The organism is Pseudomonas sp. H1_D05, from assembly GCF_054682705.1.
Genome location: NZ_CP162825.1, coordinates 4,064,868 through 4,090,595, shown reverse-complemented (window position 1 = coordinate 4,090,595; position 25,728 = coordinate 4,064,868). Strand labels below are relative to the sequence as shown.

The following is a 25,728-nucleotide window of genomic DNA, read 5'->3' as shown; positions in this document are numbered from 1 at the left end:
TTATACATATAAAGTATGCATAATGAAGTCAATTGAAATTCAGTACGACAAAAGCAAGAACGCAGCCAACAAACTCAAGCACAAGGGCGTCAGCCTCGCCGAGACCGAACCGGTCTTTCACGACGAACGAGCACTGACGATCGAGGACAACGACCATGACGAACAGCGCTGGATCACTATTGGCGCCAACGGCAAAGGGCGCTTGTTGGTCGTTGCTTACAGTTACCGGGATGCAAATGTCGTTCGAATCATTTCTGCGCGTGTCGCCACACCCAGCGAACGTAGCGCTTATTTTCTGGAGGCTTGATCGATGCAAGACGAATATGACTTTTCTCAGGGCAAACGCGGTGCGTTGGCTTCAAACAAGGGCAAAACCCGCATCACCATCATGCTGGATGACGCCGTCATCGAAGCGGCGCGAACGGTCGCGGAAAACGAAGGGTTCGGTTATCAGACGGTGATCAATAACACCCTGCGTCATGCCCTGCTCGATGCCGTTGCCAAACCGGAACAAGCCGAATCGAGCGGGCAATTCAAGAAAGGCATCACCGCTGCAGACCTCAAGAGTCTCGAGAAAAAACTGTCGGCAGCGGTCGGAGAAATTCGCCGAGTGCTCGAGCCCGACGCCAAGCCCTAAACGGAAACCGGTACGATCATCCGCGCCAGAGCCTGCCGTATGTGGGGCAGATCCGGCAGGTGCAGAGCAAACTCGCGCGCCAGCAATTCAATCAGCTCATCGACCCGAGTAACCTCGCGTCGCTCACTGCTGGCGCCCATGCGATGAACAGCGAAACTGCCGTTGTTCAGGGTCTTGCGCCAGCCATCCCCGGTGCGCGCCACCATCAGGCGCTGTGCAAACGGTGACTCAGGGTGAGTCGAGACATACCAGTTGCCAATGGTGTAATCGATGTCTTCCTGGCGTTGCAGATCGAACAGGTACATCGGCCGCCATTCACCCGCCACATTGGCACGTAGCATGTAGCCGTCGGCCTGTTTTTCAATGCGATAAGGTTCGTGAGGGGTCGCTTGCTCGGTCTCGGTATCGAGCAGCAGCGGCGCGGTCGGCACCATGCCGCCGAAGCCGACATCTGTGATGTAGCGCACGTCGTCGATGGTCACCAGACTCAAACGGTGTGTGCGCGCTGTCCAGCTGCCTTCGGGCTGATTCATTACCACGCGCCCGCTGATGGCCCGAGCGTCGAAGCCCAGTTCCAGCAACAGGGCAAAGAATAGGTTATTGAGCTCGTAGCAGTAACCACCGCGTCCACCGAGCAGGACTTTCTCTTCAATGGATGGCAGATCGATCAATACCGCCGCGCCGGTAATCGTCGCCAGATTCTCGAAAGGGAACACGCCGGTATGGCGCAGTTGCAGCAGGCGCAGGGTCGCCACTGTCGGTTCCGGTGGCGTTTCAAAACCCAGACGTTGCAGGTACAGCTTCAGATTCGTCAGGCGTGGCTCACTCATTGCTCGATCCTTATGCATGGGGCCGCAGGTCACTGCGTTGATGGTCGCCATGTATACGGGATCAGGCACTGCTTTCGACAATTGATTTCGCCAATCGCCCGCTAGCGTTTCTTGCGGGAACCGATGCGAATCCACGTCGGCGCATGGTCACTGGCGTGCGGTTCGTTGCGCACCCAGGCATCTACACCGGCGTCATGCAAATACGGACTCAGCGCCGGGTTGAGCAATAGATGATCGATGCGCAGACCAGAGTTGGTTTGCCAATGCTGCCGAAAGTAATCCCAAAACGTATAGAGCCGATCCTCGGGATACAGATGCCGCAGCGAATCGGTCCAGCCCTGATCGAGCAAGCGCTGATAACACTCGCGGCTCTCGGGTTGCAGTAGCGCATCCTTGAGCCACGAGCGGGTGTTGTAGATGTCCATGTCGGTTGGCACGACGTTGTAGTCGCCGGCCAGCACCACCGGGTGATCGCTGCTTTGCAGGTCTTTTGCATAGCTGATCAGCCGTTCGAACCACGCTAGTTTGTAGTCAAATTTTGGCCCCGGCTGCGGGTTGCCGTTGGGCAGGTACAGGCAGCCGACCAGCACCCCATGCACTGCCGCTTCCAGATAACGACTGTGCTTGTCATCGGGATCACCCGGCAGACCGCGTCGGCTCTCCAGCGGCTGCGCATCGCGGGCGAGAATTGCTACACCGTTCCAGGAGGCCTGGCCCTGCCAGATCGCGCCGTAACCGGCGGCTTCCAGTTCTGCTGCGGGAAACGCCGTGTCGACGGATTTGAGTTCTTGCAGGCAGGCGATATCCGGCTGCTCGCGCTTGAGCCAGTCCAGCAGGTTCGGCAAACGTGCGCGTAAACCGTTGACGTTGTAAGTGGCGATTCGCAGGTTTTTCATCGGCTGAGGCTCCTGCCCAAGGGCTGTAAAAATTGTGACCCCGTGATCATCGTGCCGGTTGCATCGGATCAGTCTCGTCCGGCGTAATGGGCGCTCGCCATTCGCCCGCACTGCCGAGACCGGAATCCCATGCAAACCACGCTGCAAGGTCAGCGCATTCTCTTGCGCCCGCTTCAGTATTCAGATGCCGACGCCCTGCTCCACGCTGCCGCTGACGGCGAATTGTGGAACCTCACCGTCACCGTGGTGCCTTCGCCCAGCACTGTCGACAGTTATCTGAAAAAAGCCCTCGATGGCCGTGATGCCGGCACGGTAATGCCGTTTGTCATTGTGCTCAAAGACACTGGCGAAGTGCTCGGCTCAACGCGTTTCTGGAAGATCGACCCGCTCAATCGCAAGCTGGAAATCGGCAGCAGCTGGATCGCCGCGAGCTGGCAGAAATCCTTCGTCAACACCGAAGCCAAATACCTGATGCTGCGACACGCCTTCGAAGCGCTCAACTGCGTGCGCGTGCAGTTCACCACCGACGAGAACAACCAGAAATCACGTAATGCGATCTTGCGCCTTGGCGCGCAGCAAGAAGGCATCGTCCGGCATGAGCGGATCATGCCGGACGGGCGCAAGCGCAACTCGGTGCGCTTCAGCATCATCGACGACGAGTGGCCGCAGGTGCGCTTGCATCTGGAGCAGAAACTCGCTACTTGACCCTTCAGGCGCGATTACGCAGCCACTGCAAAAAGCCTCTTTTGGGTACAACCGCCGGCGCTTCCTCGGTCAGGGATTGCGCCTTGTGCAGGCGGAAATCGAGCAGCGTCTGCATCGCGTCGTGGATATCATGACGCGCATCGAGGCACGGTTTGAGGTAGGACTTCTCGATGCGATACAACGCGCAAAAGGTCTTCGCCGAAAAGTCTGCCGGCAATGCGGAATCGGACAAGATCCCTGCCTCGCCAATCACCTCGCCCGGCCCCATGCGCCCGGACTCGAACGGTGTGCCGTGGCGCTTCAACGTCACCGACACCACACCGGACTCGATAATGAACAAATGATCGCTGACCTCCCCACCCGCCAGAATGACTTCGCCGGCACGGAAGGTTTGCAGGCTCATGTTCTGGCTGAAGGTGTCCTTCTCTTCCTGGCGCAGGGTGGAGAAAATCGGCGAGCTGTCGAGCAACGCCCGGGGCCGCGACAGGTTGGTCGGCGCAGCACTTTCATCGCTCGACAGCAGATTGACCCCGGAGGCCTGCAAGTGCCGATAGGCCAGATCGAACAACTGATTGCGCACCACGCGCTTCTCGCCCATCGAGGCGACGAAACCGCTGATCTCGTATTCCGCGCCACTGCTGCCGGAGCTTTTCAGTGCGACGCTCGGCGCAGGTGTGTCGAGCAACTGGCGACAGCCCTGCATCGCCCGCTCCAGCGCATCGATCACCGAACTGGGCCGCGCATGCGGGCTGACTTGCACGCTGACCGCGACGCCGAACATATTGCTCGGCCGACTGAAGTTGATGATCTTGGCCTTGGCCGCCAGCGAGTTGGGGATCACCGCCATGCTGCCCTGACTGGTTTGCAAGCGCGTGGCGCGCCAGTCGATATCGGTGACCCGGCCTTCGGTGCCGTCGATGGAAATCCAGTCATCGAGTTGATAAGGCTTGGTGGTGTTGAGGACGATCCCGGAAAACACATCGCTGAGCGTGCTCTGCAAGGCCAGACCGACAATGATCGCCAACGCCCCGGAGGTCGCCAACACGCCTTTGACCGGCAGATCCAGCACATAGGCCAGCGCCGCGATAATCGCGATGAGGAAAATCACCGCGCCGAGCAAGTCCTGCAACAACCGCCCGGTGTGGCCGACCCGCTGCATCATTACCGCACCGATCAACACCGTCAGGGTGCGCGCACCGAACAGCCACCAGCCAATCTGCAGGCCAGTCGCCGCCAGGTGCAGCGGCACGTTGTCGGCCCACGGCGCCGGCTCCATCGGATTGAGGCCTTCGTTGAACAGCAGCACGCTGAACAGGCTGAAAATCAGCACCCGCACCAGCAGTTTCCACTCGCTGCCATGGGAACTGATCAGACGCCATAAACCCAGATCGAGGAGGATCAGGATCAACGCGCAGAACAACGGATGTTCGGTGAGCAGAGACAGCATCAAACAACTCCGACGGGGGCCAATCGCGAGAAGATCGCACAGATTGAGCAAGTGTAGGAGCAATTGATTTCAGAGGATGAACCCGCCCGCAAAAACACCACAAAACCAAATGTGGGAACGAGCCTGCTCGCGAATGCGGTCGATCAGTCAAAGGTGCATCGACTGACATGACGCCTTCGCGAGCAGGCTCGCTCCCACGGAGGGGACTGCGTGTGGCCTGGGTTATTTACCGTTAGTCAGGGTGCTGTAGCTGGTCATCAGGTTGCGGTAATCCGGGATGTGATTGGAGAACAGCGTGCCCAGCCCTTCAATATCGTTGCGCCAGTCGCGGTGCAGTTCGCAGGCCAGCCCGAACCAGGTCATCAATTGCGCGCCAGCGCTGGACATACGGTTCCACGCCGATTCACGGGTCAGTTCATTGAAGGTGCCGGAGGCGTCCGTCACCACGAACACATCGAAGCCCTCTTCCAGCGCCGGGAACGCCACGCAAACTTCAGTCACCACGCCGGCAATGATCAATTGCTTCTTGCCAGTGGCCTTGATCGCCTTGACGACATCTTCGTTGTCCCAGGCGTTGATCTGGTCCGGACGGGCGTGTTCATGGGCGTTTCCTCTTTTCTATAGGCAACAGCCATCCCTGGCCTGCGAACCGGCCTACGCGTCCTGTGTAGAGCGCAGTGGTTGTGCGTTAAGCGTGCATCTGGCCGAAGCGGCCGGACTGGAAGTCGGCGAAGGCCTGGTGGATTTCCTGCTCGGTGTTCATCACGAACGGGCCGTGGCCGATGATCGGTTCGTCGATCGGCTCACCGCTGAGCAGCAACACCACCGCGTCCTGGCTGGCTTCGAGTGTCAGTTGATGGCCGTCACGTTCGAACAGCGCCAACTGCCCTTCACGCACCGATTCCACACCGTTGACCTGCACCGAGCCTTTGAGCACCACCAGCGCGGTATTGCGGCCTTCGTGCAGATCCAGCGTCAGCAACTTGCCGGCGTTCAGGCGCAGATCCCACACATCAATCGGTGTGAAAGTCCGCGACGGGCCGGTGTGGCCATCGAATTCGCCGGCGATCAGGCGCAGGCGACCGGCGTTGTCCTTGAGCGCAATGCTCGGGATGTCGCTGTCGAGAATGGTCTGGTAGCCCGGCGCGGCCATTTTGTCTTTGGCCGGCAGGTTGACCCACAACTGGACCATTTCCAGTTTGCCCCCGGTTTTGGCGAAGTTTTCCGAATGGAATTCCTCGTGGAGGATCCCGGAAGCGGCGGTCATCCATTGCACATCGCCCGGGCCGATCACGCCGCCACTACCGGTCGAGTCGCGGTGCTGCACTTCGCCTTCATAAACGATAGTCACGGTTTCGAAACCACGGTGCGGATGCTGACCAACGCCACGGCGCTCGGTGGTCGGGGTGAAATCGGCCGGGCCGGCGTGATCGAGCAGCAGGAACGGGCTGATGTGTTTGCCCAGGTTGTCGTAGGAAAACAGCGTGCGAACCGGGAAGCCATCGCCGACCCAATGGCCGCGCGGGCTGGTGTAGATACCGATGATGTTTTTCATGGTTGTCTCCAATTTGGGTGAGTGACGCGATGGATCAAGCTTAAATCCGTAGCCATTAATGCACTAGACTGCAAAAATCAGCCTTAGCGTTCTATATGGAGAACGATGGTGGAAGACCTCAACACCCTCTACTACTTCACCCAAGTGGTCGAACATCATGGTTTTGCCGCCGCCGGGCGCGCACTGGACATGCCCAAATCGAAACTCAGCCGGCGTATTTCCGAACTGGAAGAACGCCTCGGCGTGCGCCTGCTGCACCGCACCAGCCGCCATTGTTCGTTGACCGAAATCGGTCAGGCCTATTACCAGCGCTGCCGGCCATGCGCGTCGAAGCCGAAAGCGCGGCCGAGCTGATCGAACGCAACCGCTCCGAACCGCAGGGGCTGGTGCGCCTGAGTTGCCCGACAGCGCTGCTCAACTCGTGGGTCGGGCCGATGCTCACCCGTTACATGCTCAAATACCCGCTGGTGGAATTGTTTATCGAGAGCACCAACCGCCGCGTCGATCTGCTGCACGAAGGCTTCGACATCGCCCTGCGCGTGCGCTTTCCGCCGTTGGAGAACACCGACATGGTCATGAAGGTGCTGGGCAACAGCACGCAGTCAGTGGTCGGCAGCCCGCAGTTTGTCGAACGCCGGTCTTCACCGCCCTCACCTGCCGACCTCAATGGCTTGCCGAGCCTGCACTGGGGCGCGGCGCAGCGCGAATATCAATGGGAGCTGCTCGGGCCGAATGACAACACGGCACTGATTCGCCATACGCCACGCATGGTCACTGATGATTTGATTGCCTTGCGTCAGGCGGTGATTGCCGGCGTTGGCGTGGCGCATTTGCCGAGTGTAGTGGTGCGTGAGGACATTGCGGCCGGCCGTGTGGTGGAGTTGATTCCCGGTTGGGCGCCGAAGTGCGGGTTGGTGCATGCGATTTTCCCTTCGCGGCGCGGGTTATTGCCGTCGGTGCGCACGTTGATTGATTTTCTCGGCGAGGAATTTTCCCACAGTGACATTGCCTGAATCGGTGGTGCGCCCTTCGCGAGCAGGCTCGCTCCCACAAGGATTTTGTGAACACCACAGATCTCCTGTGGGAGCGAGCCTGCTCGCGAAGAGGCCAGCCCGGACAACACAAATCCTGAAAATGATTCATGACTTCCGGTCAACAGTGCTTTGCCCCACCAGCGGTTTTTCTCAACCATCCGGACGCGGATACTCCTGCCCATTCCCACTGCAACCCTGGAGTTTTTCATGTCTGTTCCCGTTTTTGGTCTGGGTACATTTCGCCTGCAAGGCCAGGTCGTCATTGATTCGGTGAGCACCGCTCTCGAACTCGGCTACCGGGCCATCGACACCGCGCAAATCTACGAAAACGAAGCCGACGTCGGCCATGCCATTACGGCCAGCGGTGTCACCCGCGAAGAGCTGTTCATCACCAGCAAGATCTGGGTCGCCAACTTCGCCCAGGATCGCTTGATCGACAGCCTCAAGGAAAGCCTGCAAAAACTGCAGACCGACTACCTCGACCTGACGCTGATTCACTGGCCGTCGCCGGAAAACCGGGTACCGGTCGAAGAGTTCATGGGCGCCCTGCTCGAAGCCAAGCGTCTGGGCCTGACCCGACAGATCGGTGTTTCCAACTTCACCATCGAGCTGATGCAACAGGCGATCGCGGCGGTCGGTGCCGACAACATCGCTACTAATCAGATTGAACTGCACCCGTACCTGCAAAACCGCAAAGTGGTCGAGTTCGCCCAGAGCCAAGGCATCCACATCACCTCGTACATGACCCTCGCCTACGGCGAAGTGCTGCAAGATCCGCTGATCCGGCAGATCGCCCAGCGCCTGCAAGCCACCCCGGCGCAAGTCACCCTGGCCTGGGCCATGCAGTCTGGCTACGCGGTGATTCCGTCGTCGACCAAACGCGCCAACCTGCAAAGCAACCTTGCCGCTACGGCGCTGACACTGAGCGACGCCGATATGGCGCTGATTGCCACGCTTGATCGCGGCCATCGCCTGACCAGCCCGAAAGGCATCGCGCCGCACTGGGACTGAGCCGGCGCCCGTCAGATTTGCAAGCGTTGCGCGAGTCCGGCCATGGCCTCGCGCAACGTCTCGCTCGCCACATCCAGCGGCGCCGCGTGCGTCTCGCGACACGCCTGCTAGAGCGCTACACATGCCGCCACCACCCGTGCCGCGCCGACCATCTGCGCCCCACCCTTGATGTGATGCGCCAGCTCGCGCAGCCCTGCGCGATCCTGCTCCTGCTGCAAAATCTCCAGACGTTGCAGATCGAGGCGCACGCTGTTCAACACTTCCTTGCGCAACTGTTCGATCAAGGCACGATCATCCCCGGCCATTTGCTCCAGCGTGCTCAGGTCGATTTCCGTCAGCGCGGGCACCTCGCCGGGGTCCACCGTCTTCTCGCAATGACTGGCAGCCGTCAACGCCTGCGCCAGGTCGTGCAAGCGGATCGGTTTGAACAGGCATTCGTCCATGCCGGCATTCAGGCAGCGCGTCCTTTCCTCGGCTTGCGCATTGGCGGTAAAGCCGAGGATCAGACAAGGCTTGCGGCCGGCATGCGACTCGGCATCGCGGATGGCCCGCGCCAGTTGGTAACCGTTGCGCCGCGGCATGTTGCAATCGGTGATCACCACATCGAACGCCTGCGCCCGCCACTGCTTCAGGCCTTCATCACCGTTCTCGGTGTCGACGGTGCGATGGCCGAGTTCACTCAACTGCCAGCACAACAGCAATCGGTTCACCGGATGATCGTCCACCACCAGAACACTCAGTGACGACGTTACCGCAAGCGCTGCTTGCGGAGCACTTGGCGCGCGAGCCAGAGCAGCCAACAACGGCAGTTCAAGACTGACTTCGACGCGTGTGCCTTCACCCGGTGCACTGTCAAGCCGCAGCGTACCGCCCATCATTTCACAGAGGTTGCGACTGATGACCAGCCCCAGCCCGGAACCACTGCGGGCTGATTGCGAGTCATGGCTCGCCTGCACGAAAGGGTTGAACAGCCTTCGTCGGTCGTCGGCGTTGATCCCCACCCCGCTGTCTTCAATAAGCACTTTCACGGTCAGGCGTTCCGCCGTCACGGTGGTTACCGTCAGCCGTAGACTGACCTCGCCCTCCTCGGTGAACTTGATCGCGTTGCTCAACAGATTCGACAGCACTTGTTTGAAGCGCGTCGGATCAATCAGCACGTCAATGTTGCTGCGGGCATCAAGTTCGATGTGCCACAACAAACGCTTCTGCCGCGCCAGCCCTTCAAACACTCGACACACCGACACCACCTGCTCACGCAGGTTGGCACGCTCAGGCACGAGGGACAAATGCCCGGTCTCGATCCGCGCGATGTCGAGGATGTCGCCGATCAACGCCAGCAACTGTTGCCCGGCGTTGGATGCCACCTGGATCGCCAAGCGATCGGTCACGCCCTCCTCGGCGCGCTTCAAGGCCAGTTCGAGCATGCCGATCAAGGCGTTCATTGGCGTGCGGATTTCATGGCTCATGGTCGCCAGAAACGTGGTCTTGGCGCGATTGGCATCGTCTGCCGCGTCCTTGGCTTCCTGCAATTGCTGCAGCCATTGCTGGCGCCGGCGAATCTGTTGGCGCTGAAAAACGATCCAGGCCAGCGCAAGCGCCAGCAACACCGCCGCACCGGCAAAACCGAGGAGAATCTCGCGACGATGGCGTAACCAATAACTGTCTTCCACCACCACATCGTGGCTCCAGCGCTCCACCAGTTCGTCCATCTGTGGCGGGGCGATGCTCAACAGCGCCTTGTTCAGGATCGAATGCAATGCCGGCATCTGCGGTGCCGTCGCCAACGCAATGCGCGCCGGTTGATCGCCGATGGTGCCGGTAATGCGCAGACGCTCACGGTAGTGACGTGCGATCAGAAAGCGCGCCACCAGCAATGAACTCACCGTGGCATCGACCTGACCCTTGGCAATCAACGCCATGCCTTCAGCGGGGCTTTTGACTTCGACCAGACGGATGCGCGGCACGCGGCTCAACAGGTAAGCACGTAACGGATGGCCGCGATAAATCGCCAGCCGTTTATCGGCCAGATCATCGAGGTTGAGCGGTCCCTGCGCGGTGATTGCGCTGACCAGCACAAACGGATTATTCAGGTAGGCGCGTGTAAATTGCAGTTCGGCTTCGCGCTCGCTGCTCGGTGTCACCACCGGCAATACATCCAGTTCACCGGCCTTGAGCTGTTCGATCTGCCGATCCAGCGACGCCCCGCGCACGATCTCGAAGTTCAACCCGCTGCGCTGGCTGATCAGACTCAGCAGTTGCGCCGACAGTCCGCTGAAACGGCCATCGGCATCGAAAAACGTCAGCGGTGCGAAATCTTCGATGGCTCCGACCCGGACCACGGGATGCTGGTCCAGCCACTCCTGCTCATTCGCACTGAGTTGCACCCGCGACTGTTCAGCCATATCGGCGAGGCCGACGCTCCAGCGTAGCTCGATGCGCTGGCGCCGCTCCATGGGGATGGCCGTCAATGCCTTGTCGACGATGCGTTTGAGGCGCCCATCGCTGCGCAACAGCGCGAAGCCGAACGAATTGGCGTCCAGCCCGGCCGGACCGGCCAATTGCAGGTCGTTACGATAATTGGTGTTGATCAGGTAGTTGGCACTGATGAAGTCGCCCAGATAAACATCGTCCGCGCCGAAGGCCACCGCACCGAGCGCATCCATCGCCGACGGGTAACGCTGCACACTTGCCCGGGGATAAAACGCCTGCACGCTGGCCAGAGGCAGATAGTCCTCGACCATGGCCAGGCGCTTGCCGGCCAGATCGGTGGGCAATTGTTCATTGAGTCGAGTCACCAGCATCGGCTGATCTTCGGCGTAGGCACGGGACAGGATGAAGGCCGGGTCGGCGGCTTCAAAACTGTTGGAGGTTCCCAGCAGATCGAGATCGCCGCGTTTGAGTGCCGCCATCACGGCATCGCGGTTGGCGAAACGGCGGACTTCGATGCGCACGCCGAGCAACTGCCCCAGCAGGTCGGCGTAATCGGCGGTCAGCCCTTCGAGTTCCTGTTGATTACGGGTGATCTCGAACGGCGGGTAATCCGGCCCGGAAATGCCCATGCGCAACACCGGGTGCTGACGCAGCCATTGCCGGTCCTGTTCATCCAGGCGCAGCTGGACATTTTCCAGTCCGGTACGGGTCAGCACTTGCAGCACCTGCGGCGTATCGCTTGCCCAACAAGTGGTCATCAGCGTCAGCAACAGCCACAGCCACAGCCAGACAATCCGGCGCCCCTGCCTCATGTCTGTTCGCTCAGATCACATGATTGCGCTTGGCGAAATCGCGCAAGTGTACCGCTGAGTTCACTCCGAGTTTTTTCATCAGACGGGTCTTATAGGTGCTGACGGTTTTGTGACTCAGGTGCATGTCCTCAGCAATCGCCTTGTTGGACTTGCCCTGCCCCAGTTGCGCAAAAATGCTCAACTCACGGTCGGAGAGCTGCTCGATCATCTGTTTTTCCGTGATCTGTACGGCATTCAGCGTACTGAAAGGGTCCGGGAGCGCAGAGAAAAAGGTATGCCCCGACACCACCGCCCGGATGGCATTGCGCAACTGCTCCAGCTGATTGGTTTTGGTCACGTAGGCCATGGCCCCAGCGCGCACACAGCGTTCCTGATAGAACATCGGCTCGTGTGTACTGAACACCAGCACTCGGCAATGAAGATCATTGGCCTTGATCCGGGCCAGCACCTCCAGCCCGCCGAGCACTGGCAAATTCAGGTCGAGGATCACCAATTGAGGCTTGTGTTCACGAATAAGCGAGATCACCTCGTTGCCTTCGGACGCCTCGTATATCTGCTTGAATCCTTCGGCTTGCAACACGATCCGGATGGCGGCACGCACCACCGGATGATCGTCGACGATCAGCGCTAACTTCATGGCCACTCCCGGTGCAAAGGCTGACGGGCAGGCCACCGATGGGGGCTGATCCAGACTCAGTGGCTGCACAGGGACTGTTGCATGGAACGGGGAGCAAAGCACCTGTCAGGTCTGACAGTTGCGGCCGGGGACTTTTTATGCATGCGCAACGTACTGCATCAGCGGGTGTGGCTTGTGAGCGACCGGTTTACCTGGCTTTGCGGGCACATCGACCAGCGCCATCAACTGACTGATCGACTGCTTTGAAGGCAACATCAAATGACTGATCTGCACATTCTCCTGAGCGAACCCCGAGGTCTGTTGCAACGGCGCCGTGCCTTCGTTGTAGATCAACGCCTGACGAATCTGCGGGTTATCAAGGAAAAACCCCAGCAGATCCAGCGAACGCGCCGCCAGCTCGGCGTTGATGACCACCACATCGAACGGCTCACAACCGTAGTCCACCAGCGTCAACAGTTCAGTGAGGCTTTGCACCGGGGCCACGCGGTAGTAATCGAGGCTGTTGAACAGACGCTCGATTTTCATCCGGTGGAAATGCTGCGAGTCTGCAATCAGGATGCGCAGGGCTTTATTGATCATGTTCAATCTCCCGGTGTCACGGTTTCTGGGTGCGGCAAGACTACGCAAGCCACACGACAGGTTCTGTAGGACTTTTCCTAAAAGAAGGTTCACTCATCCGAGTCACGCCGATCACCGTGCTGCTGCAACCAAAGCAACAAATCGGCCCCCGACATCGGCCGCGCATACCAGTAGCCCTGCCCTTGGGAACACCCCAATGCCAACAGTTCACGACGCTGTGCATCGGTCTCGATTCCTTCGATCACCACGCTCATGCCGAGGGTTTCTCCCAACGCCAGTGTGCTGCTGATCGCCGCCCGGCATCGCGGTTCGTGCTCAAGATTGCGGATGAATTCGGCGTCGAGCTTGATCTCGTTGAACGGCAACTGACACAAGCGCTGCAAAGATGAGAAGCCGGCGCCGAAGTCATCGATCGACAGACGACAGCCCATCATTCGCAGGCGGACGAGGCTTTCCAGGCTGGTGGCCGGCGCTTCTAGCAGACCGCTTTCGGTCAGTTCGAAAGTCAGACCTGCACCGCAAGCGCCGTGGTGCGCCAGAAGGTTCTTCAACGTGGTCGTGAGCTGCGCATTGGCCAACTGCACAGCGTGCAGATTGAACGCAACATTCAGGAAAACTCCCTGTGCACGAGCACTTCGTTGCACGCCCAGTGCCTGCTCGATCTGCGCAAACAGTAGCTCGTCGAGCAACCCGCAACGCTCCAGCACAGGCATGAACAAAGCGGGCGAAAGGATGCCGTGGGTTGGATGGAGCCAGCGGCATAGCACCTCTACACCACAGACCTCACCGGTCTGCAGGTTGAATTTGGGCTGATACCAGGCCTGCAATTGCTGCTGCGCCAACGCCTGACGAACCGACGCCTCACTGGCCAGCGTCACGGCAGCGGCCGTGGGTTGCGCCAGAGCCGGCCTGTCGAGGGATTTGCTCAGCAGATTCGCCAGCACTTGCACATGCAAAGGCTTGCCTACATCGCCAAGCAGTTCCAGGCCAAGCAACGCCACCATCTGATGCACCGCACGACGCAGGTCTGCCGACAGCGAACTACTGATGATCACCGACTTGACCTGCCCCGAGGCCCCCACCCGCTGCAGAAACTCCAGCCCGTCCATCCCCTCCATCTGCAAATCGCACAGGGCGACATCGACCGTACCGACTTCCTGCAAGAGCGCCAGCGCCTGAGCTCCGTCACTGGCCTCGAAGATTTCGCGACAACCCAGCGTACGCAGCATGTTGACCGCCACCGAGCGCTGGAACGCATGGTCTTCCAACACCAACACACGCAGCGGCAGAGCAGGCACGGCAATTGAGTCGTCGATGCCGGGAGCATGGTGTGTCGTGGCCAATGGCGTATTCGACTCGCCAGCAGAGGTCTCAACGGTTGTGGGATTGTTCCTGAACATCAAGGTGCTCCAGCAAAGGGCCAAGGGTTTGCCGGTCCGGGGTACGGATCAGCATCAACTGTCGTCGGTGGTTGGCATAAATCGTCTGAGCCTGCGGCTGGCCGCGAACAGTGTCATGAATCACCCCGTGGCGAATCTGTGCATTGCTTGCAAAGAACCGCACCCAATCCACGCCAGTGGCGGCGATCAACCCCGCGTTGATGATCATCAGGTCAAAGTGCTGGAAGGGCTCGCTGGAGTAATGGGTCACGCCCAACAACTCACGAAACGAGTGCACCCGCGTCAGTTCGCGACAGCCCAGTTCTTTAAAGGTCTTGCCGATTCGGGCGTGCAACGCAGGCTCCTCGTCGGCAATCAGAATTCGCCAGCTTTTGTAGGACATTGGTTTCGACAGAGGTAGAAAAGGTCGCCGCTCGCGGCGTAAGAGGCGACACACTAGGCAAAACAGTCGTCAAAGCATGTAGGACGAGTCTGAAAAAATACCAAGAAATCTCCGACGCCCTTTGAAGAACAACGCCACGTCGGAAGGATCCGACGTGGCAACCCGCCTCACCAAAGGTAGCGATACCCCAGGCTCACTCCGAATGGCTGTTCGATGCCATTGCCCTTGGCGTACTCGGCATCCAGCGAGATCTTGCTTTTCTCACTGACCTGCAATACGCCGCCGAAGCCGAGTTCGACGCGGTTGCCCGGCAGCTCGGCATCGAGTTTGTTGCCATTGACGCTGACCTTGCTGCTGCCGGCATGCTCGGTGATGTACGACGCTTTGACATACGGTTGGGCCTTCATGCCATTGCTTAGCTCCAGGCTGCGACCGAACAGCGAACCGACACGGCTTTGCAGTGAATCCAGATCATCGGACTTGACGCGCAGACCGTTGCTGGCGGTGTAACTGGCCCCTTGGGTGCGGGTCGCAGTGATTTCCAGTTGCGGCTCGACGAACCAGCCATCCTTCAGATTGATGCGTTTGCCAACCTCGATATCAGCACCGACACCATTAGTGCTGTAGGAACCTTTTACCGCTTGCCCCAGATTGTTCGGCGTTTTGATGTCCGTATCGAAACGGCTGTACTTCAAGACGCTGTCAACGTAGACGCCATTGTCATTGAGGTAAGTGGCGTAAATGCCGAACATGCGGCTGTCGATATCGCCCGACGCCCCTTCACCGAAATCCAGATCGGAACGCGCAGTACCGACCATGCCACCGACATAAATCTTGCCGCTGTCCACTGCGAAAGCCTTGTCGGCACCGATTTCCAGACCGCTGACGTCCTGGGAATAGGCGCGGCTGGAATGCTCGCTCACATCGAAACGCTTGCCGATGGCGCGGGTCCAGAGCCCCCCGTCATCCTCGCCCATGCGCAACTCGCCGAGGCGCTTGACCAGAGCGTTCATCTGCGCGTTCCACAGGCTGGCGCCGGCGGTGTGCGCGGCGATGGCGGCGTTGGCCCCTTTGGACAGGTTTTCCGGCGCCGGGTCGATCGGGCGCGGCGGTGGCGTCACAGGGCCCACCGGATCCACTGGATTGACCGGATCAACTGGCGTCACTGGCTCCACCGGATTGCCGGGGTCTACTGGCGTCTCTGGATCCACCGGCGTTACCGGATCAACCGGAATCGCTCCCCCGCTCGCCAGTACCCAGTCATCACCCTGTTGGCGCAAGGTATAGCGGAATGCACCCGCATCGACGTGGCCGCCATACAGGGCGAATTTCGCGCTGCCGCCGTTCGTATCGACCAACAGCAAGCGGCCATCGGAGGTCGTCGGTTCATTACCGCTATCGCCGACGATCAGCGTGTGATCACCACTGGCCATGCCGGCGCCTTGCACGATCAGCAAATCATCACGCTGATTGGCGATATCGGTATTCATCAAAATGCTGCCGCTACCGGAAAGAGCATTGACCGTAAGCGTCTTGAACGTACCGTCGCTGCCCGGCGCGAATGCCAGACGCCCGCCATTGAGGGTCAGCGAGTCCACCGTGTTCACGCCGTTCTCCATGACATTCACCGTGCCACCTGCGTCTGCCACAAGGCCATTGGCTTGGGCACCCGTGTAGAGATTGACCTGACCACCGTTGCTGACCGTACTGTTATTGGCCGTGCCAGTGGCGTACACGCTTTGGGTACCACCCTGCACGCGCGTGTCATTGGCCACCGCCCCGCCGACCAAGCCACGGCGCAGGGTTTGCTCACCGCCTGCGTTAATCACGCTGCCGTTAGCCACCGCCATGTTGATCAGGTTTTGCGTACCGCCAGCACCGACCTGACTATCGTTGGCAATCGCCATGATATCCAGCGTCTGTACGCTGCCCGCATTGATCAGCGTGCGGTTGGCCGTGGAACGAGTGACGGTCTGCTGACTGGCATTGAGCACGGTGTCATTGGCAATACCGCTGGTGCCCACCATCTGTGAGCCGCCGTTATTGACCACCGTGCCATGGCTGACGCCACTGAGAACGTTTTGTGTCGCACCATCTACTACGGTGTCGTAGGTCACACCGTTCTGAAATACGCTCTGCGTCCCACTACCGCTGACCGTGGTGCGATGGGCCGTGCCGTTGGTTCCGATCGATTGCACGCCGGTGGTAACGCTTTCGTCATAAATCACTGCCCCGCCATTGACTGAAGAGGTGTAGGCACTGGCGTGCAGTGGCAGCAAAAACGCAATGGCGACGGCCACGGCGACAGGGTTGCGCTGGAACAACGGGGAACGGGTTTTCATCAACAGAACCTCACGTGCGCCCTCTTGGGCAACGGCGTAAATAGAGTTGAGTCAGAACCTTTGAGGGAACCGGTTCGCACTCGGGGAACCGGCAATTTAGAGAATCGAAGGGACTTTCTGAGTAGGATTTTTCCTTGTCTTTGTAGGAAATTTCCCAAGAGCATTGATCGGTCTTGACCCATGCTCAGATGCAAGAAAGCGAGCCCGTTGCAGGCTCGCTTGATCGCTCATCAGCCGCGTGCACCGACCACGCTTGAACCGTAAGAGATGATGACCTCCACCCGACGGTTGAGCTGACGGGAGCGAGCATTGCCGTTATCGGCAATCGGAAATTGCTTGCCGTAGCCTTTGGTGATCAGCCGATCAGCGCCGATGCCCATTTGCTTGAGCGCGAAAGCCACGGCGTCTGCGCGCCGCTCCGACAGACGCTGATTGAAATCGTCACCGCCGACATCGTCGGTAAACCCTTCGATGCGCACCTTGCGTTCAGGGTTGGCCGCCAGATACTGCGCCAGTTGTTCGAAGTTGCGCTGGCTGCCGTACTTGAGATCGGCCTTGCCGGTGTCGAACAGCACATCGCCGAAGGTCACGACTTCCCCGCGCTGGGTTTTCTGCGCTTTCATCGCTTGCAGCGCCTTGAGCTGCTGAGTGCGCACGTCGAGTTGCACCTGGGTACGCTCGGCGTCGATTTTCTTCAGACCCGCCTCTGCTTGGCGACCGGCAATGGTCTGCTCGGCCAGGGCGATTTTCTGGCTGGCCAGATAGGCCAATTGATCGACTTGCGGTGCCTGGCGGTTCTTCTGCGACGCCTGGTCGGCCGCGTTCAACGCCGTAAAGGCAGACTTGGTTTCAATGGCTGCGAGGGTGTTGGCTTCCGGCTTGTTTTGCAGCGCCGCGAACTGTTCGCGGGCTTGCAGCAGTTGCGGGTTTTCAGGCGGTGTGGCGCAACCGGCCAGTGTCAGAGCGATCAGCGAAGCGATGGGCAACAGTTTGAAATTCGACATGAACAAGTCCTTATTGAGCGCTGGCTGGCGGATTGAAACCGGTGACCGGGTCTTGCAGCATTTCCTGCTTGAGCACCTCAATGCCATTGCGCGCGTCAGCCAGTTGTTTCTGCCATTTCACAGCGCGCGATTTACGTTCGGCGAGGTTGGCATCGGCTTCGATCTGTTCGGCCAACAACTTGGCTTGCGGGTAGTTTTTCTCACCGAGGGCGCGTTCCATCTGGAACATCTTGTCTTGCGCTGCCTTCATTTCCAAAGGTGCGTATTGGGTTGCTTCGGCCGACACCGCACGGTTGACCGCGTCCTTGGACAAGCTGATCTGTTGCTCTGGCAGCGGTGCGCTGGCGCAGGCACTCAACGCCGCAGCAACGGCCAGTCCACAGACGGCCAATCGTGCACGGGAAGACATACGTGGAAGGGTCATCAACAGCTCCAAATGTTAACCAGTGAAGTGAGCTCGGCTGTATGCCGAGACCACCGCACGTTAGCGACAGAGAGCCAGTGACGAATGTAGGAAAATTCGCAAGAAACACAGGGAAACTGGAAATAGTTTGTTACGCCAGGCGCTCGTCCAGTTGCTCCGCCAAGCGTTCCATCGATTGCTGCAAGGCATCCACCGCTTCGGTCAGAACCTGCGTGTCGAGACCTTCGCTGGCAACCTCCAGCGCTTCACAAGCCTGGATCAGTGAGTGCGCCTTGATAATGCGTGCGCCGCCCTTGACCCGGTGGGCCAGATTGGCGAGCCCGGGCATGTCGTGCTGGGTAAACAGGCGCATCAGTTTGGCCATGTCCTGCGCATTGCTCGTGGCCAGATCGCTCAACAGACTGTTGATCGACGCGCGGTCGCCACGGGTCAATTGTTCGAGGCTGCCCAGATCAATGTCACCGGTGCCGACATCGCCGGGCTCGTCTTCAGTCGGTGAACGAGGTCGTGGAACGACTGCGGCCAGACGCAGATTCAGATCCCTGAGGCTGATCGGTTTGAACAGGCAATCGTCCATGCCGGCCTCGGCGCAACGATCCTTCTCCTCGGCCAGCGCATTGGCGGTAAACCCCAACACCAGGCTGCGCGCCAATCCTCGCGTCGCCTCTTCATCGCGGATCGCCCGGGCCAGTTCGTAACCATTCATGATCGGCATGTTGCAGTCGGTGATGACCACGTCGAACGTCTGATTGCGCCAGGCACGCAGACCATGGGCGCCGTCCTCGGCATCCGTCACCCGGTGGCCCAGATAACTCAACTGCTGCGACAGCAGCAGACGGTTGGCCGGGTAATCGTCAATCACCAGAATATTCAGACAGTGACTGGCCTGCAGTGCCACGTTTTCCTCGACCGGCGCGGCGTTCAGAGGATCGAGTGTCGGTAGATTCAACCGCACCTCGATCTGCGTGCCCTGCCCCAATTCGCTGGTCAGCGCGAGGCTGCCGCCCATCATTTCGCACAAGGTGCGACTGATCATCAGCCCCAGCCCGGAGCCGCCCTGGGCCGACTGACCATGGTTGGCAGCCTGGGAAAACGGCGTGAACAATTGCGCCTGATCCACAAGCGAGATGCCGCGCCCACTGTCGGTCACGCGCAAGCAAAGGCGCAGTCGATCATCACTGCCGGTCTCGACCTGCACGCTCAATACCACCTTGCCCACATCAGTGAACTTGGTCGCATTGCTCAACAGGTTCGACAACACTTGCTTGAAACGCAGCGGATCGATTAACACGTCGACGTTGCTCAGGGCATCCAGGTCCAGTTGCAGACGCAACTGTTTCTGGCGCGCCAGGCCTTCAAAAATGCGCGCAACCGATTCAATCAGTTCACGCAGATTGGCGCGCTCCGGCGCCAGCGACAGGCGCCCGGACTCGATCCGTGCAATATCGAGAATGTCGCCAATCAGGTCCAGCAAGCCCCGCGCTGCGCCCGAGGCCACTTCAACGGCAAAGCGATCCAGCACACCTTGATCGGCCTTTTTCAGCGCCAGTTCGAGCATGCCGATGATGGCGTTCATCGGCGTCCGAATTTCATGGCTCATGGTTGCCAGGAACGTGGTTTTGGCGCGGTTGGCGTCATCGGCAACATCTTTGGCGATTTGCAGTTCCTGCAACAGATGCTGACGCTCGCTGACATCGATCCAGCCAGCGATCATGCCGTTGACTGCACCGTCGCTGCCACGATACGGCAGCATCCAGTGGTAGATGGTCAGCGCGCGGCCGTCCGCCAGATTCAGGCTACGGTCCTGGATGCTCGGCAAGCCGTCCTCCATCACCCGTAGATAATCATCCTGAAACGTCTGTGCCTGCTGCATATCGCTGAGCACGCCGTCCGTGACCAACTTGCCGATGACCGCTTCGCGCTCGGTACCAAACACTTGCAGATAACCACTGTTGCAGATCACCAGGCGACCTTCGCGATCGCGCACGTAGATCGGATGCGGCGTGCCGTCGATCAGCACGCGCATGAACTCCATCTGATCGTTCAGCGCAATTTCAGCCTGACGGCGCTTGCGCATCAACAGACGCAGATAGGCGATCCAGCCCAGCGCCACCAACAGCAACACGCCGGCGATCACGAAGCCCTGGATGATCATCGCGCGATTGCGCAGCCAGTAACTGTCGTCCACCACCACTTCGCTGCGCCAGCGGTTGGTCAACTCGTCCATTTCTTCCGGACTGATGCTCAACAGTGCCTTGTCGAGGATCGAGTACAACTCCAGCGCACCGCGATTGGTGGCCAGTGCGATGCGTGCAGGCTGGGTGCCGACCGTGCTGGTGACCTGCAATGTGTCGCGGTACTGGCGCGAGATCAAATAGCGCGCGCTGACCAGCGAATTGATCGCGCCGTCGGCCTTACCCAACGCGACCATCTCCATGGCCTCGGCGGCGTTGCCTGCCGTCACAAGTTGCACCTTGGGGAATTGCTCGATGAGGTACTCGCGCAGAATGTTGCCGCTGATCAGCGCCAGGCGCTTGCCGGCCATCTGATCCAGCGTCATCGGTTCGCCGCCACGGCGAGTGACCAGCACGAACGGGTTGATCAGGTACGGCCGGGTAAAGCGCAATTGACCTTCGCGCTCGGTGCTCGGCGTGAACGCCGCCAGCATGTCGGCCTTGCCGCTGGTCACCTCACCGATCAGGTCGCCCACCGACTCAACACGCTGTATATCGAATTGCAGGCCCGTGCGCAGGCTGATCTTGGCCAGCACATCAGCACTGATTCCGCGAAACTTTCCGGCTTCATCGACAAAAGTCAACGGCAGAAAGTTTTCGTTGATCGCGACTTTGATACGCGGATGGTGATCCAGCCAACGCTGTTCGTTCACGCTGAAATGCAGTCGATGCTGGCCGGGAATGGCCACCCCGCCGACACTCCAGCGGCGCCGGATGCTCATACGCTCTTCCGCAGGAATGACCTTCAACGCCGCATCGAGAATGTGCAACAACCGAGTGTTGTCCCGGGTCACGGCAAAACTGAAGGGCTGGGTTTCCATACGCGAAAAATCGCTGAGCTGAACGTTGTTGAGGTAGTTCTTCTTGACCAGGTAATTGGAGCTGAGCAGGTCGCCCAGATAGACGTCAGCCTGACCGAACGCCACGGCACCGATCGCCGTCAGTGTCGAGGGATACAGTTGCACGTCGGCTTTTGGGTAAAACGCCTTGACCGTTTCCGGTGGCAGGTAGTGATAGAGCATCGCCACTCGTTTGCCCGCCAGGTCTTCCGGCAGGTTGTGACTCTCATCGATGCGCGTCACCAGGGTCGGGTTATCGTCAGCGTAAGGCGAAGAAATTGCCAGTTCGGGATCCGCCGCCTCAAAACCGTTAGCGGTGCCGATCATATCGATCTGGCCGTGCTTCAGCGCCGTCAGCAGATCGCCGCGCGAGGCGTAGCGCCGGACCTCGACCGTGACGTGCAGCAATTGTTCGATCAGTTGTGCGTAATCGGCCGTCAGACCTTCGTAATCATTGCCGTTGCCGGTGATCGCAAAAGGCGCGTAATCAGGGCTGCTGTCGCCGAGCAACAGACGCCCCTTGCGGCGCAACCAGCTCCAGTCCGGCTCATCGAGTGGCACGGCATACTCGTCGACATCCGAGCGACCGAGCAATTGCAATGTATCGGGCTGCGTCGCGGCCATGGCCTGCAGCAACGACATTGAGCCGAACAGTGCCAGACCGGCCAGGCAATTTCTGACGAAAATAATCATCTAGAGCAGGTTGTTACGCTTGGCAAAATCGGCGAGGTACACCACCGACTTGACGTTGAGTTTCTCAATCAGCCGCGTCTTGTAAGTGCTGACGGTTTTGTTGCTCAACAGCATGGCTTCGCCGATTTCCTTGTTGCTCAAACCCTTGGCCAGTTGCTGCAGGATCGTCAACTCGCGATCAGACAGACTCTGAATCAGTTCCAGATCGGTGGCCTGCGCATCGCTGCGGCGCACCGAGCTGCTGGCCAGATTGGGGAAGAAGGTATAGCCGTCCATCACCACCTTGATGGCTTTGACCAACTCGTCGAGGTCGTTGGTTTTCGACATGTATCCGGCTGCGCCAGCCTTCATGCAGCGCATGGAATAGAACTGTGCCGACTGCGACGTCAGCACGAGGACCTTGCAAGACAGGTTCAGCGCGCGGATACGCGAGATCACCTCCAGGCCGTCGAGCTTGGGCATGGCGATGTCCAGAATGATCAGGTCGGGGGTATGTTCGCGGGCCAGCTGCACAGCATCGGCGCCATTGTCCGCTTCCGCGACGACTTCGAAATGTTCCTGTTTCAACAGCATCTTGACCGCAGAGCGAATGAACGGGTGATCGTCCACGATGATCGCTTTCAACATAAAAACCCCTGTAAGACGTTGATCAACTACTTGGCAACGCCACAAATAACAATGGGACAGCAGTCCAGATGCTCCACGTGCAGAACATACACGAGCACCACAGAATTGTAGGAAAATTCTTGGAAAACACCGCACAGCACCGCACAACGATCAGCGCTCGCCCTCTGGCTTCTCCAGCCATTGCAGCAAGTCATGTCCGTTCATGGGACGGGCCAGGTAATAACCCTGACCCATTTCGCACTCCAGCTCGCGCACATGCTCAAGCACCTTTGGGCTGCTGATGCCTTCGATCACCAGATCCATTCCTAACGAACGAGCCAGCACCCTCGTACTGGCGACCATCGCCCGGTTGCGTTGACGGTCGAGGTGCTGGACAAAACGGCCATCGAGTTTTATCTGGGTGAACGGCAACTGGCACATCAGCTTCAACGAGGAAAACCCGACACCGAAGTCGTCGACCGCTAATCCGCAGCCGAGCAGGCGCAAACGCAACAAGTTCTCCTGCGTGCCGGGCGGGCAATCGAGCAAACCGTTCTCCGCCAGTTCGAGCATCAGAACCGATCCGTTGAACCCGTGCCGCTCCAGCGCCCGTTTGATGTGTTCCACCAGAGCACTATGGGTCAGTTGCGAGGCATGCAGATTGAACGCCAACTGCAAGGCCACACCACGATGACGCAAAATGCCCAGCAAGTTCAGGCCCTGTTCGAGCAACTGTTTGAACATCTGGTCGGTCAAGTCATACGCCAGCACGGCGGAGAGAAAGTCGCAAGGCAACAGCGTCCCGCGCGCGGGATGCTGCCAACGCACCAGCGCTTCCACGCCGATCACCGCACCGCTGTGTAATTGAAACTGCGGCTGAAACCACGCCCGAAACTCACCCAGCGCCAGCCCGCGGCGCACTTCATCTTCGTGGGGCAACTCTTTGCTCGGTGGCGCCAGCACCGGCGGGATCCGCCCGTGTTTATAGCGATACAGCAGGCGGTTCAAGGCACGCAGCTGCACCGGCCGGCTCAGCACTCCGAGCAATTGCAGACCGCCCAGCGAGGCCATTTGCCCCAAGGTGCGCGCCAGTTCCGGGGGGAGCTCACTGCACAGCAACACCGCGCGCACCATACCGCTGTGGCTGGCAACACGGAGGAATTCCAGGCAATCGAGGCCCCGGTCAGTGAGGTCGCAGATCACGATATCGACCCCGCCCTGCAGGTGCATCTGCACCATGGCCTGCTCGGCATCCGGTGCTTGCAACACGTCACGCACGCTCAGGCGTTGCAACATCCTGACCAGCACGTTGCGGGCAAACTCATGATTTTCCAGCACCAGAATACGTGGGGAGGTCATCTTCCTTTAATCACTCAATTGACCCGGGAGACCGGATAGTGGCCTGCGCCAGCAGGGTTGAACGCAGGACTTATCCTGCGTCAATGTAGGAAATTTCCCAGAGGCTAATGCGTCATCAGTAGTAAACGATCTGCACAACCATGATCGCTTCGAACGGTCCGACTTCGGGATCGCCCAGCGACACCACCGACGCGCTGAACGGCACATCGATATGGCTGACGTCCGCCGGAAAATTCGCCAGAGGGAAAGGCTCGTTGACCTGCACCAGATTGTTGTGGGCATCGCGCACCTGAATGCCGAACTGGCTGCCTGCCGTCGGCAGAATGTTGTAAAGCCCCTGCTGGTTGGCGGTGACAAACGTCGCACCGATGTTGATCGCACTGCTGCACTTCTTTTCCAGCGCGAGGCTGAAGGGCCGGGTCGGATTGGGCGGCGAGAACCCAGTGGTGGTTTTCTGAATCACGCCAAAGTCGACAATGCCCGGCTCCGGCGTCACCGTGACGTCGACCGTGCACGCGGTGCCGACAATGTTCTGCAACCCGGAGAGTTGAAAACGGAAGTTGCCCGCCGGGTTGCTCGGCCCGCCATTCAAGCCATAGAGACCGTCGAACTGGAACACGTCGTAGGTGTCTTGCGAGGGACGCTGCAAGGGCAACAATCCGCGTTTGCGGATCACCACCTGAAACGCAATGCTGGGCGTCACCCGTGAACACGCGAGCATGTCAGCGCCGCTGGTCGCGTCCGGGCAACCACGGGATACGAATCCGCTGTTCACGCCCTGGGTCGGGTTGGAACTCCAGTCGCCGTCCCAGGCTGTCACGCCGCGATACACCAGACCGAATTCGATGCCCCACGGGGTGGCATTGAGTCCTGCCGGGTTGCCATAGAAGTAGATCGGATCGTCTTCCCTGAAGTGCAGATCGAAGAGTTTCCAGCAGTCGGCCGGCACCACATGGGTTTTCGAGCGCCAGATGATCGTGCCATCCGGCACGGTGTCCGGCACCGACACCGGGCCAATGTATTCGCTCAGGTAGCTGCCGCCGTCCAGCGACTTGCAGACCATCGCCGAAGCCAACTGCGACGCGCCCAGCAGCACTGCGGCCGCGACCAGCCGGGTCAGCGTGGAGAACAGGCTCACGGTCTCACGCCTTTGCAGACGTTCGCCACGCAGTTGAACAACGTATCGGACTGGCCACCGAAGTCATTCATGTTCGACACCCGCAAGGTGCTGAACGCGGTGTTGCTCAGGGCAAAGCGCGCATTGCCGCGTGGCGCGATCATCACCGTATCGATCGGCATTCTGGTTTTTTCCGGGCCGGCCAGCAGCCCGACCACAGTGATGTGAAACGGTGTCGGGTTATCGACAATCAGCTGTTTCGCTGCCGGGTCGATTTTCAGGTTCAGGCCCAGCGCGAGGTCTTCGCCACGCTCACGCTTCACCGCTGCCGGGCGATAGAACAATTTGATCTTCGACTGCAAGGCGATCTGCATCGAGTTGACGGCCTGGCTCTTCGGCGGAATCTCGCGAATGTTCAAATAGAACACCGACTCGCGGTCCGCCGGCAGGGCCAGTTCGGGCAATTTCACGATACGCAACACACTGCTTTCGTTCGGCTCGATGCGCTGCAGCGGTGGCAGGACCATGAACGGTGAGGTGACTTTCTGGCCACTCTCGTTTTCGATCCACGACTGCACAATAAATGGCAGCTGCGGGTTTTTGTTGCTGACTGTGACACTGACCGATGGTGCACTTTCCTCGAACACCAGCCGGGTGCGATCCGGCACCACAGCGGCGCTGGCCAACAGCGGCAGACTAAGGCCCGCGGCCAGAAACAGACGGTGAGCAGTAAACAAGGCAAAACGAGACATGAT

General features: G+C 59.4%; 20 protein-coding genes and 3 pseudogenes. 5 read left to right on the top strand and 18 right to left on the bottom strand.

The window, feature by feature from the left end; genetic code table 11:
* The first annotated feature begins 22 nt into the window (after positions 1-22).
* Both AB4O11_RS18435 and AB4O11_RS18430 read left to right on the top strand, forming a co-directional pair.
* On the top strand, positions 23-307 hold the full coding sequence (locus AB4O11_RS18435) for a BrnT family toxin (RefSeq protein ID WP_093432038.1): 285 nt from the start codon (positions 23-25) through the stop codon (positions 305-307).
* A 3-nt stretch (positions 308-310) separates the two neighbouring features.
* Positions 311-637, top strand: a complete 327-nt coding sequence (locus tag AB4O11_RS18430; protein ID WP_093432035.1) for a BrnA antitoxin family protein — start codon at positions 311-313, stop codon at positions 635-637.
* Here AB4O11_RS18430 and AB4O11_RS18425 read toward each other — a convergent pair.
* Complete coding sequence (locus AB4O11_RS18425; RefSeq protein ID WP_460127786.1) at positions 634-1,467, bottom strand: arylamine N-acetyltransferase family protein; 834 nt, start codon at positions 1,465-1,467, stop codon at positions 634-636. The genes AB4O11_RS18430 and AB4O11_RS18425 overlap by 4 nt on opposite strands.
* Before the next feature lie 101 nt (positions 1,468-1,568).
* Positions 1,569-2,363: an exodeoxyribonuclease III gene (xth, locus tag AB4O11_RS18420; RefSeq protein ID WP_460127784.1), complete on the bottom strand. Its 795-nt coding sequence runs from the start codon at positions 2,361-2,363 to the stop codon at positions 1,569-1,571.
* 129 nt (positions 2,364-2,492) lie between these two features.
* On the opposite strand from xth, the gene AB4O11_RS18415 reads away from it, so the two are divergent.
* A complete protein-coding gene (locus AB4O11_RS18415) occupies positions 2,493-3,068 on the top strand; it encodes a GNAT family N-acetyltransferase (RefSeq protein ID WP_320337325.1) in 576 nt (191 codons plus the stop codon).
* Between the two features lie 4 nt (positions 3,069-3,072).
* Here the strand turns inward: AB4O11_RS18415 and AB4O11_RS18410 are convergent, their stop codons facing one another.
* From AB4O11_RS18410 to AB4O11_RS18400, 3 genes and pseudogenes are all read right to left on the bottom strand, one after another.
* Positions 3,073-4,515: a mechanosensitive ion channel family protein gene (locus tag AB4O11_RS18410; RefSeq protein ID WP_093432023.1), complete on the bottom strand. Its 1,443-nt coding sequence runs from the start codon at positions 4,513-4,515 to the stop codon at positions 3,073-3,075.
* 222 nt (positions 4,516-4,737) lie between these two features.
* Positions 4,738-5,109: pseudogene (locus tag AB4O11_RS18405) on the bottom strand (isochorismatase family protein); the annotation flags it as partial.
* Between the two features lie 94 nt (positions 5,110-5,203).
* Positions 5,204-6,070, bottom strand: coding sequence for a pirin family protein (locus tag AB4O11_RS18400; RefSeq protein ID WP_257358048.1), 867 nt, complete (start codon positions 6,068-6,070; stop codon positions 5,204-5,206).
* 105 nt (positions 6,071-6,175) lie between these two features.
* Between AB4O11_RS18400 and AB4O11_RS18395 the strand changes: the two are divergent.
* Positions 6,176-7,083 (top strand): annotated as a pseudogene (locus tag AB4O11_RS18395) (LysR substrate-binding domain-containing protein).
* 228 nt (positions 7,084-7,311) lie between these two features.
* Complete coding sequence (gene dkgB / locus AB4O11_RS18390; protein WP_460127781.1) at positions 7,312-8,115, top strand: 2,5-didehydrogluconate reductase DkgB; 804 nt, start codon at positions 7,312-7,314, stop codon at positions 8,113-8,115.
* Positions 8,116-8,126: 11 nt separating this feature from the next.
* Here the strand turns inward: dkgB and AB4O11_RS18385 are convergent.
* The 13 genes and pseudogenes from AB4O11_RS18385 to AB4O11_RS18325 all read right to left on the bottom strand — a co-directional run bounded on the left by AB4O11_RS18385 (position 8,127) and on the right by AB4O11_RS18325 (position 25,725).
* Positions 8,127-11,357, bottom strand: a pseudogene (locus tag AB4O11_RS18385) (transporter substrate-binding domain-containing protein).
* Positions 11,358-11,367: 10 nt separating this feature from the next.
* Positions 11,368-11,994 (bottom strand): response regulator, encoded by a 627-nt coding sequence (locus AB4O11_RS18380; RefSeq protein ID WP_460127779.1) that lies wholly within the window; start codon positions 11,992-11,994, stop codon positions 11,368-11,370.
* A gap of 135 nt (positions 11,995-12,129) precedes the next feature.
* Positions 12,130-12,573: a chemotaxis protein CheY gene (locus AB4O11_RS18375; RefSeq protein ID WP_093432006.1), complete on the bottom strand. Its 444-nt coding sequence runs from the start codon at positions 12,571-12,573 to the stop codon at positions 12,130-12,132.
* An 89-nt stretch (positions 12,574-12,662) separates the two neighbouring features.
* On the bottom strand, positions 12,663-13,973 hold the full coding sequence (locus tag AB4O11_RS18370) for an EAL domain-containing response regulator (protein WP_460127777.1): 1,311 nt from the start codon (positions 13,971-13,973) through the stop codon (positions 12,663-12,665).
* Positions 13,945-14,355, bottom strand: coding sequence for a hypothetical protein (locus AB4O11_RS18365; protein WP_093432000.1), 411 nt, complete (start codon positions 14,353-14,355; stop codon positions 13,945-13,947). The genes AB4O11_RS18370 and AB4O11_RS18365 overlap by 29 nt, the downstream gene beginning before the upstream one ends.
* 167 nt (positions 14,356-14,522) lie before the next feature.
* Positions 14,523-16,697 (bottom strand): autotransporter outer membrane beta-barrel domain-containing protein, encoded by a 2,175-nt coding sequence (locus tag AB4O11_RS18360; protein ID WP_186624673.1) that lies wholly within the window; start codon positions 16,695-16,697, stop codon positions 14,523-14,525.
* A 230-nt stretch (positions 16,698-16,927) separates the two neighbouring features.
* Positions 16,928-17,701: an OmpA family protein gene (locus AB4O11_RS18355; RefSeq protein ID WP_460090324.1), complete on the bottom strand. Its 774-nt coding sequence runs from the start codon at positions 17,699-17,701 to the stop codon at positions 16,928-16,930.
* A 10-nt stretch (positions 17,702-17,711) separates the two neighbouring features.
* On the bottom strand, positions 17,712-18,125 hold the full coding sequence (locus tag AB4O11_RS18350) for a DUF4398 domain-containing protein (protein ID WP_245398035.1): 414 nt from the start codon (positions 18,123-18,125) through the stop codon (positions 17,712-17,714).
* Between the two features lie 130 nt (positions 18,126-18,255).
* The gene (locus tag AB4O11_RS18345) at positions 18,256-21,891 is read right to left on the bottom strand and encodes a transporter substrate-binding domain-containing protein (protein ID WP_460127775.1); all 3,636 of its coding nucleotides are present in this window, start codon (positions 21,889-21,891) and stop codon (positions 18,256-18,258) included.
* Positions 21,892-22,518: a response regulator transcription factor gene (locus AB4O11_RS18340; protein WP_093431991.1), complete on the bottom strand. Its 627-nt coding sequence runs from the start codon at positions 22,516-22,518 to the stop codon at positions 21,892-21,894. It lies immediately after the preceding gene.
* 150 nt (positions 22,519-22,668) lie between these two features.
* Positions 22,669-23,856: an EAL domain-containing response regulator gene (locus AB4O11_RS18335; protein ID WP_093431988.1), complete on the bottom strand. Its 1,188-nt coding sequence runs from the start codon at positions 23,854-23,856 to the stop codon at positions 22,669-22,671.
* Between the two features lie 115 nt (positions 23,857-23,971).
* Positions 23,972-24,994 carry a fimbrial protein gene (locus tag AB4O11_RS18330; RefSeq protein WP_460127772.1) on the bottom strand — a complete coding sequence of 341 codons (1,023 nt, stop codon included), beginning with the start codon at positions 24,992-24,994 and terminating at the stop codon, positions 23,972-23,974.
* Entirely contained in the window at positions 24,991-25,725 is a 735-nt protein-coding gene (locus tag AB4O11_RS18325; protein ID WP_095047683.1) for a fimbrial biogenesis chaperone, read from the bottom strand. The genes AB4O11_RS18330 and AB4O11_RS18325 overlap by 4 nt, the downstream gene beginning before the upstream one ends.
* Positions 25,726-25,728: the final 3 nt, after the last annotated feature.

Bases quoted from the DNA above. Each gene is read 5' to 3' on its own strand.
- AB4O11_RS18435 (WP_093432038.1), top strand. From the start codon at position 23: ATGAAGTCAATTGAAATTCAGTACGACAAAAGCAAGAACGCAGCCAAC.
- AB4O11_RS18430 (WP_093432035.1), top strand. From the start codon at position 311: ATGCAAGACGAATATGACTTTTCTCAGGGCAAACGCGGTGCGTTGGCT.
- AB4O11_RS18425 (WP_460127786.1), bottom strand. From the start codon at position 1,467: ATGAGTGAGCCACGCCTGACGAATCTGAAGCTGTACCTGCAACGTCTG.
- xth (WP_460127784.1), bottom strand. From the start codon at position 2,363: ATGAAAAACCTGCGAATCGCCACTTACAACGTCAACGGTTTACGCGCA.
- AB4O11_RS18415 (WP_320337325.1), top strand. From the start codon at position 2,493: ATGCAAACCACGCTGCAAGGTCAGCGCATTCTCTTGCGCCCGCTTCAG.
- AB4O11_RS18410 (WP_093432023.1), bottom strand. From the start codon at position 4,515: ATGCTGTCTCTGCTCACCGAACATCCGTTGTTCTGCGCGTTGATCCTG.
- AB4O11_RS18400 (WP_257358048.1), bottom strand. From the start codon at position 6,070: ATGAAAAACATCATCGGTATCTACACCAGCCCGCGCGGCCATTGGGTC.
- dkgB (WP_460127781.1), top strand. From the start codon at position 7,312: ATGTCTGTTCCCGTTTTTGGTCTGGGTACATTTCGCCTGCAAGGCCAG.
- AB4O11_RS18380 (WP_460127779.1), bottom strand. From the start codon at position 11,994: ATGAAGTTAGCGCTGATCGTCGACGATCATCCGGTGGTGCGTGCCGCC.
- AB4O11_RS18375 (WP_093432006.1), bottom strand. From the start codon at position 12,573: ATGATCAATAAAGCCCTGCGCATCCTGATTGCAGACTCGCAGCATTTC.
- AB4O11_RS18370 (WP_460127777.1), bottom strand. From the start codon at position 13,973: ATGTTCAGGAACAATCCCACAACCGTTGAGACCTCTGCTGGCGAGTCG.
- AB4O11_RS18365 (WP_093432000.1), bottom strand. From the start codon at position 14,355: ATGTCCTACAAAAGCTGGCGAATTCTGATTGCCGACGAGGAGCCTGCG.
- AB4O11_RS18360 (WP_186624673.1), bottom strand. From the start codon at position 16,697: ATGAAAACCCGTTCCCCGTTGTTCCAGCGCAACCCTGTCGCCGTGGCC.
- AB4O11_RS18355 (WP_460090324.1), bottom strand. From the start codon at position 17,701: ATGTCGAATTTCAAACTGTTGCCCATCGCTTCGCTGATCGCTCTGACA.
- AB4O11_RS18350 (WP_245398035.1), bottom strand. From the start codon at position 18,125: ATGACCCTTCCACGTATGTCTTCCCGTGCACGATTGGCCGTCTGTGGA.
- AB4O11_RS18345 (WP_460127775.1), bottom strand. From the start codon at position 21,891: ATGATTATTTTCGTCAGAAATTGCCTGGCCGGTCTGGCACTGTTCGGC.
- AB4O11_RS18340 (WP_093431991.1), bottom strand. From the start codon at position 22,518: ATGTTGAAAGCGATCATCGTGGACGATCACCCGTTCATTCGCTCTGCG.
- AB4O11_RS18335 (WP_093431988.1), bottom strand. From the start codon at position 23,856: ATGACCTCCCCACGTATTCTGGTGCTGGAAAATCATGAGTTTGCCCGC.
- AB4O11_RS18325 (WP_095047683.1), bottom strand. From the start codon at position 25,725: ATGTCTCGTTTTGCCTTGTTTACTGCTCACCGTCTGTTTCTGGCCGCG.